This is a genomic window from Candidatus Endomicrobiellum cubanum, from assembly GCF_031278955.1.
Classification (GTDB): Bacteria; Elusimicrobiota; Endomicrobiia; order Endomicrobiales; family Endomicrobiaceae; genus Endomicrobiellum; species Endomicrobiellum cubanum.
Genome location: NZ_JAITJM010000016.1, coordinates 1 through 7228, shown reverse-complemented (window position 1 = coordinate 7228; position 7228 = coordinate 1). Strand labels below are relative to the sequence as shown.

Below are 7228 nucleotides of genomic sequence, written 5' to 3'. Positions count from 1 at the left end.
GATGAAAGAGAGACATAAAATGGTAACAAACGCATATTTATCAGACATAAAAGATTTTGAAAAGAAGAGAGAATATCTAAAGATATTCCCCAAAATGTACATTAAGGATATTAGTATAGATATTAATATTAATTAGTTTATGTATAAATAATGTATAAACATGAAATATAATTTTAGCAATTTTTATGACAAATGCTACATTAGCTAAAATCTAATTTTAGTACTTTTTGTTTTTAACACAAATAAACAAATAAAATGTTTTCAAAGACTTTTTGTCAATATTACCTTCTTTGATTATCGTTAATTACATCTAAAAACAAAATGGAAGTTTTAAATGTCTAATATAAGAAATTTTTGTATTATAGCGCATATAGACCATGGGAAAAGCACTCTTGCAGATAGATTACTTGAATATACGGGTACAATATCTCGTCGAGAGATGAAGGAGCAAATTCTTGATGGTATGGACCTTGAAAGGGAAAGAGGTATAACCATAAAAGCTAAAGCTGTAAGAATGAATTATACAGATAAAAGTGGTGATCAATACATTCTTAATTTAATTGATACTCCCGGACATGTTGATTTTACATATGAAGTTTCAAGGGCTTTAGCGGCATGCGAAGGAGCGATTTTGGTAATTGATGCTACTCAAGGTGTACAAGCACAGACACTTGCAAATACAATGTTAGCAAAAAATGCTAATCTTAAAATTATTCCTGTAATAAATAAAATAGATTTGCCTACTTCTGATGTAGATAGTGCTTATGAACAAATGAAAGAAGGTTTAAATGTTGATGCAGAACCCATTCTTGCAAGTGCAAAAGAAGGTATAGGAATATCTGAAATTATTGATTCAGTAATTGCTAATATTCCAGCGGCAAAAGTCCTAAACACAGAGCCTTTATCAGCACTAATTTTTGATTCCTTTTATGACTCTTATAGAGGTGTTATAGTTATAATAAGAGTTTTTGATGGCAAGATTAAAAAAGAGATGAAGATAAAATTTATGGCTTCAAATGCACAATATGAAGTGCTTGAAGTCGGATATATGAAGATAAAAATGGTGGAGTGTGACGAACTTACTTCTGGGGAAGTAGGCTATGTTGTAGCTGGAATAAAAGATATACACGACATAAAGATTGGCGATACTATAACTGAAATTTCTTGTCCTACTAATCATCCTCATGAAGGGTATAAAGAAATTAATCCTTTTGTCTTTGCTGGTCTTTATCCAAACAGTACCTCTGACTATGATGACTTAAAAATAGCTTTAGAAAAATTAAAACTTTCAGATTCATCTTTAGTTTACTTTCCAGAAACTTCAGTTGCTTTAGGTTTTGGTTTTAGATGTGGATTTTTAGGGTCGTTACATTTAGAGATAGTTAAAGAGAGACTAGAAAGAGAATTTGGTTTAAATCTTTTAATTACAGCACCAAACGTTGTGTACAAAGTAAAAACAAAAGGTAAATCTGTTACAGTAGACAATCCTTCAAAATTCCCAAATAACGCTGATATTGAAGAAATTTGGGAACCTTATGTAGAAGCTACAATAATTTGTCCAATAGATTATTTAGGGGCTATGATGGAACTTTGTCAAAAAAGAAGAGGCAAACAAGTTTCAATGAAGTATATAAACACAAAAATAGTCTTACTTAAATATTACATGCCTTTAGCAGAAATTATAGTTGGTTTTTATGATGTATTAAAATCAGCTTCTAAAGGATATGCATCTTTTGATTATGAGCATATAGATCCTCAAGAAGGAGATTTGGTTAAATTAGAAATAATGATTAATTCTGAAGCTGTTGACGCTTTTACAGTTATAGTCCATAAAGATAAAGCGCAAAGCACAGCTCATTATTTAACAGGAAAATTGAAAAGTATTATCCCTAGACATATGTTTGAAGTACCTATACAGGCTAAAGTAAATAATAAAATAGTTGCTAGAGAGACTGTTTCTGCAATGCGTAAAGATGTACTTGCGAAATGTTATGGTGGTGACATAACAAGAAAACGTAAACTTCTTGAAAAACAAAAAGAAGGCAAGCGTAAAATGAGACAATTTGGTAAAGTGGAAATACCAGCAGAAGCTTTTGTTGCTGTGTTACAAATTGATGAATAAAGAGGTTTTATATTATGGAACTTAAGTTGTTTCTTGCAGGATGTACTCTTTTTGTGGCAGCGATGATAATGCAGGTGTTAAAAAGGTATTTCAAGACTAATAAGGCAATAAAAATATTTAAACAAGTTTATTCTTGGGTAGATACAGCTTGGTCAGCTTTAATAATGGCGTCTTTTATAATGTTTTTCTTTGTACAAGCTTTTCAAATTCCTTCTGGTAGTATGAGAAATACTCTTTTAGAAGGTGACCATTTATTTGTAAATAAGTTCATTTATGGGTTTAAAGTTCCTTTTACTAGTAGTGGTAAACGTTATTTTGCTATGAAAAATGTAAAACCTGGAGACATAGTTGTTTTTCAATGTCCGCCAGAAGCTTTAAATGCTTTAGAGAGAGAACAAGGAATAAAAAAAGATTACATTAAAAGATGTGTTGCTGTCGGTGGAGATAAAGTTGAGATAAAAGATAAAAAGCTTTTTGTAAACGACGTTGCAATTGATGAGTCTTATGTAACTTTAGGTGATACTAGAGTTTTAAAAGCTTTTGATTTGTTTACTAATAATGATGACTATCAAAAATCTTGGCAAAATGGTAAACTTGCTATTGTCCCAGCAGGTTTTATTAGGGATAATTTTGGGCCTGTGATTATACCCGAAGGCCATTATATGATGTTAGGTGATAATAGAGATTTTTCTTTTGATTCTCGTTTTTGGGGACCACTTCCTGATAAAAATGTAAAGGGGAAAGCACTATTTTTATATTGGCCTATTAAAAGATGGAGGTTGATATGACTTTAGTTTCATGGTTGATATTCGCTGTTATACTTATTATTTGTGAAATTTTGACTTCATCAGTTTTCTTTTTTATTTGCATTGCTATAGGTTCTATTTTTGCAGGTTTTACTGCTTATTATTTTGTTGACATATTGTGGATTCAAATAATTGTTTTTTTACTAGTATCTGTTTTATCTCTATATATTATAAGGCCAATATTTAAAAAGATGGTACATAAATTAAAAACTACTAAATCTAATATAGATGCTTTAATTGAAGCAAATGCTATTGTTATAGAAGAAATAACTCCAACAAAAGCCGGATTTGTTAAAGTTTATGGTGAAATTTGGAGAGCAAAATCTGATGGTAATATTAAGCCAGGGGAAACTGTAAAAATAAAAAGTATAGAAGGTACGTCTTTAATGGTCGAGGCTCTCTAAAAACCTTAACGTATATCCTTTTTAAATTTTTAGACAGAACCAAAAAAAGGGAGGGATAAATGATTATATATGGTGGATTTACATTTTTTGTTTTAAGTATAATTGCTTTTGTTTTTATTTTTATAGCAAGTTCAATAAAAATAGTAAGACAATATGAGAAAGGGTTAGTTGAAACTTTAGGAAAATATACAGGGACGAAAAGTTCTGGTCTTAATGTTATTGTTCCTATATTTCAAAGAATGCTTAGAGTGGATATGAGAGAGCGTGTAATAGATGTGCCTCCTCAAAGTGTTATTACAAAAGACAATGTTTCTGTTGTTGTAGATGCTATTATTTATTTTCAAGTTACAGATCCTGTAAAAGTAGTTTACAATATTGAAAACTTTGCTCTTGCTGCATTAAAGCTTGCTCAAACAAACTTAAGAAATGTTATTGGAGATATGGAATTAGATAGTACTCTTACATCAAGAGAAAAAATAAACACCCAGCTAAGAGAAGTTATGGATGAGGCTACAGATAAATGGGGTGTAAAAGTTACAAGAGTTGAGATACAAAAAATCGATCCTCCTAGAGATATTACAGATGCTATGTCAAAACAAATGAAAGCTGAAAGAGAAAAAAGAGCAAATATTTTAGAAGCAGAAGGTTTAAGGCAAGCAGCGATTTTAAAAGCAGAAGGAGCTAAACAAGCAGTTATACTTGATGCAGAAGCTGTAAAAGAGAAACAAGTTTTAGAAGCTACAGGTCAAGCTGAAGCTATAAGAAAAGTTGCAGAAGCGGAAAAATATAAAATAGAAGTCGTTTATAATGCTATACACGAAGGTAAACCTACTAACGATCTTATTGCTATCAAGTATCTTGAAGCCCTTGGGAATATAGCTGATGGACAAGCTACGAAAGTATTTTTGCCTTTAGAAACTTCAGGAGTTACAGCTTCAATTGCTGGCATAGCTGAACTTTTTAAAGGTTCTAATATTAAAGAAAAAAAGTAGTATTTATTTAACTTAGGTGTTTATAAGGAAGTAAAAGAATGTTATTTTTTCTTTTACTTCCTTATTTTTATGATTTAAAATAAAAAAATATATTGAACGGCAGCTCTATTTTTTATAGAATCTCTATCAACAAAAATATATGGTTTTTAGACAAACCAATAGTGAGGGTTACTGCTTTATGAGTTCTAGAAGAGAAGCTAGAGAATGTTCTTTACAAATGTTATACATTGCTGACACTTGCAATATTCCCATTGAGACTGTTTTAGATTCTTTTAGCCAGAGTTTGCCAACAGTTAGAGTATATAGAGATTTTGCAGAAAAGTTATTTAGAGGTGTTTGTCAAAGAAGAGAAGAAATAGATTGTTTAATAAAGCAATATGTTAAAAATTGGGATTTAGGGAGAATGGCTACAGTAGATCGCAATATTATAAGACTTGCCACTTATGAAATTTTAGCAACTCCTGAAGCTCCAATTAGTGTTATTATAGATGAAGCTGTAGAAATTTCTAAAAAATACTCCACCAAAGATTCTAGTAAATTTGTCAACGGTATTCTTGATAAAATTAAAATTGTACGAAGTGGTAATTAAAAGGTCTCTCTAATTTGATTATGGAAGATATTTTAAGACGTATTACTTACTTAAGAAAGGAAATAGAGCGCCATAATGCTCTTTATTATAATGAAAATAATCCTGAAATCTCAGATAGTGAGTATGACAGTCTTGTAAAGGAGCTAAAACATCTTGAGGATGAAAGTCCCATCTTTGTTTTACAAAATTCTCCAACAAAAAAAGTTTCGGGTTTTGCTTCGTCTACATTTTCTCAAGTAGAGCATCAAGTGCCAATGCTTTCTTTAGATAATACTTATTCTAAAGAAGAAATTTCTAAATGGTATGATCGTATTGTAAAAAAACTTCCAAACGAAAAAATAGAATTTGTTATAGAACCAAAAATAGATGGTTTAAGTGCTAGTTTGATTTATGTTGATGGACTTTTAAGAATTGGAGCAACACGCGGAGATGGGCAGATTGGCGAGGATATAACAGAAAACATAAAAACTATTAAAGATATTCCTATTAGACTTGGAATAGAAGCTCCTCCTACTTTATTTGAAGTTAGAGGTGAAGTGTATATTAATAAAACAGACTTTGAAAATTTAAATAAATTAATGCTAGAAAATGGCGAACAAAAATTTGCTAATCCTAGAAATGCTGCTTCTGGTTCTTTAAGGCAAAAAAATCCTTATATTACCTCTTTAAGAAATTTGCGTTTTTTTGCACATTCTTTTGGGAAAATAGAGGGCAAAAGTTTTGATAATCAAACTGAATTTTTAAAGTTTTGTAAAAAATGCGGCTTTTATTTGCAAGACGATTTGAAAAGAACTAACTCCTTAGATGAAATTTTTCAATTTACAGATTTTATATTAAATAAAAGAGAATTACTTAATTATGAAATTGATGGACTTGTAATAAAAGTTGATGACTTTTTAAGTCAAAAAAAGCTAGGGTATACAAATAGAAGTCCTCGTTGGGCTATAGCTTTCAAATTTCCTGCAAAGCAAGCCACTACAAAGTTAGATAAAGTTCGTGTGCAAGTTGGACGCACTGGGATAATTACTCCTTCAGCAATTTTAGAGCCAGTGGGTTTAGCAGGAGTTATTATATCGCATGCAACTTTGCACAATTTTGAAGAAATTGAGCGTCTTAACGTAAATGAAGGTGATACTGTCTTAGTAGAACGAGCTGGCGATGTTATTCCAAAGATAGTTAAAGTTGTAAGAAAAAATAGTGAGGGGTTTTTTAAAGCTCCTAAAAAATGTCCTTCGTGCGATAGTGATATTGTTAAAGAAAATGAAGAAGAAGTAGCCTATAGGTGTATAAATCCAGATTGTCCCGCTCAATTTAGAAGGCATTTGATACATTTCGTCAGTAGAGATGCTATGGATATAGAAGGTTTTGGCACATCTTTAATAGACCAGCTACTTAACAATGGGAAAATACATGCAATTTCAGATATTTATCATTTAACTTATGATGATTTTATAGGACTTAGTTTATTTAAAGAAAAGAAAGCTAATAATATCGTAAAATCAATTATGTTAAGTAAGTCTCGCCCGTTAAGTAAACTTATTTTTGCGTTAGGTATAAGACATGTTGGTCAGAAAACTTCTGAAATTATTGCAGAAAAGTTTAATACTATCGACTCTATATTTAAGGCCAGTTTGGAAGACTTTAAAACAATCCCTGAAATTGGCGAAGTTTTGGCAGTATCATTAACTGATTTTTTTAAGAATCCAAGTGTTTGTCGGGTCATAAATGCATTAAAGGTGGTTGGTGTAAATATGTTAGAACCTGCCAGGGAAAAGGCAGGTTCTATTTTTTATAATAAGACTTTTGTTTTAACAGGAGAACTTACAAACTATACAAGAGATGAGGCCAGTAAAATTATAAAATCTTTAGGAGGCAAAATTTCGTCCTCTGTAAGTAAAAAAACAGACTTTATATTTGCAGGAGAAAATGCAGGATCAAAAATATTAAAAGCAAAAGAACTTAATATAAAGATTATAAAAGAGGCTGAATTTGAAAAGATGTTAGTGTAAGAGGGTGTTAAATCATAAATAATTTATTAAGAGGAATATAAGTGTGTTTGTAAAAAGCTCAACATTTGTCCTTAGCGTGTCTATTTGCAGGGCTAGTTTGTTAAAGCCCTTCGGTCATACCCTGCGTATTACGAATATGGGGGGGGGGGGGGGTATTAGAGATAATAAATGCTTATTTTGGGTATGCTCTTGTATAACCTTTGCGGTGTTTTTTAGTTCAGTGGTTTTTTGCAGCCAAATGACAGATTTGGTTAATGTAACAAAATATCATAATAAAGGTTACAAAGGTAAAGGGATAAAATGTGC

At 31.0% G+C, this 7228-nt stretch carries 7 protein-coding genes; all 7 read left to right on the top strand.

Annotation, left to right across the window (positions count from 1 at the left end):
- Positions 1–334 precede the first annotated feature (334 nt).
- On the top strand, positions 335–2122 hold the full coding sequence (lepA, locus tag LBD57_RS01450; protein WP_373469567.1) for a translation elongation factor 4: 1788 nt from the start codon (positions 335–337) through the stop codon (positions 2120–2122).
- A 14-nt stretch (positions 2123–2136) separates the two neighbouring features.
- Positions 2137–2910: a signal peptidase I gene (gene lepB / locus LBD57_RS01445; protein ID WP_373469566.1), complete on the top strand. Its 774-nt coding sequence runs from the start codon at positions 2137–2139 to the stop codon at positions 2908–2910.
- Positions 2907–3332 carry an NfeD family protein gene (locus LBD57_RS01440; protein ID WP_373469565.1) on the top strand — a complete coding sequence of 142 codons (426 nt, stop codon included), beginning with the start codon at positions 2907–2909 and terminating at the stop codon, positions 3330–3332. Before lepB ends, LBD57_RS01440 begins: the two co-directional genes overlap by 4 nt.
- Positions 3333–3391: 59 nt before the next feature.
- Entirely contained in the window at positions 3392–4324 is a 933-nt protein-coding gene (locus tag LBD57_RS01435; protein ID WP_373469564.1) for an SPFH domain-containing protein, read from the top strand.
- Positions 4325–4502: 178 nt separating this feature from the next.
- Positions 4503–4913, top strand: a complete 411-nt coding sequence (gene nusB, locus LBD57_RS01430; protein WP_373469563.1) for a transcription antitermination factor NusB — start codon at positions 4503–4505, stop codon at positions 4911–4913.
- 20 nt (positions 4914–4933) lie between these two features.
- A complete protein-coding gene (gene ligA / locus LBD57_RS01425) occupies positions 4934–6922 on the top strand; it encodes an NAD-dependent DNA ligase LigA (protein WP_373469562.1) in 1989 nt (662 codons plus the stop codon).
- A 43-nt stretch (positions 6923–6965) separates the two neighbouring features.
- A partial coding sequence (locus LBD57_RS01420; protein WP_373469561.1) for a hypothetical protein occupies positions 6966–7228 on the top strand: 263 nt, incomplete at its 3' end.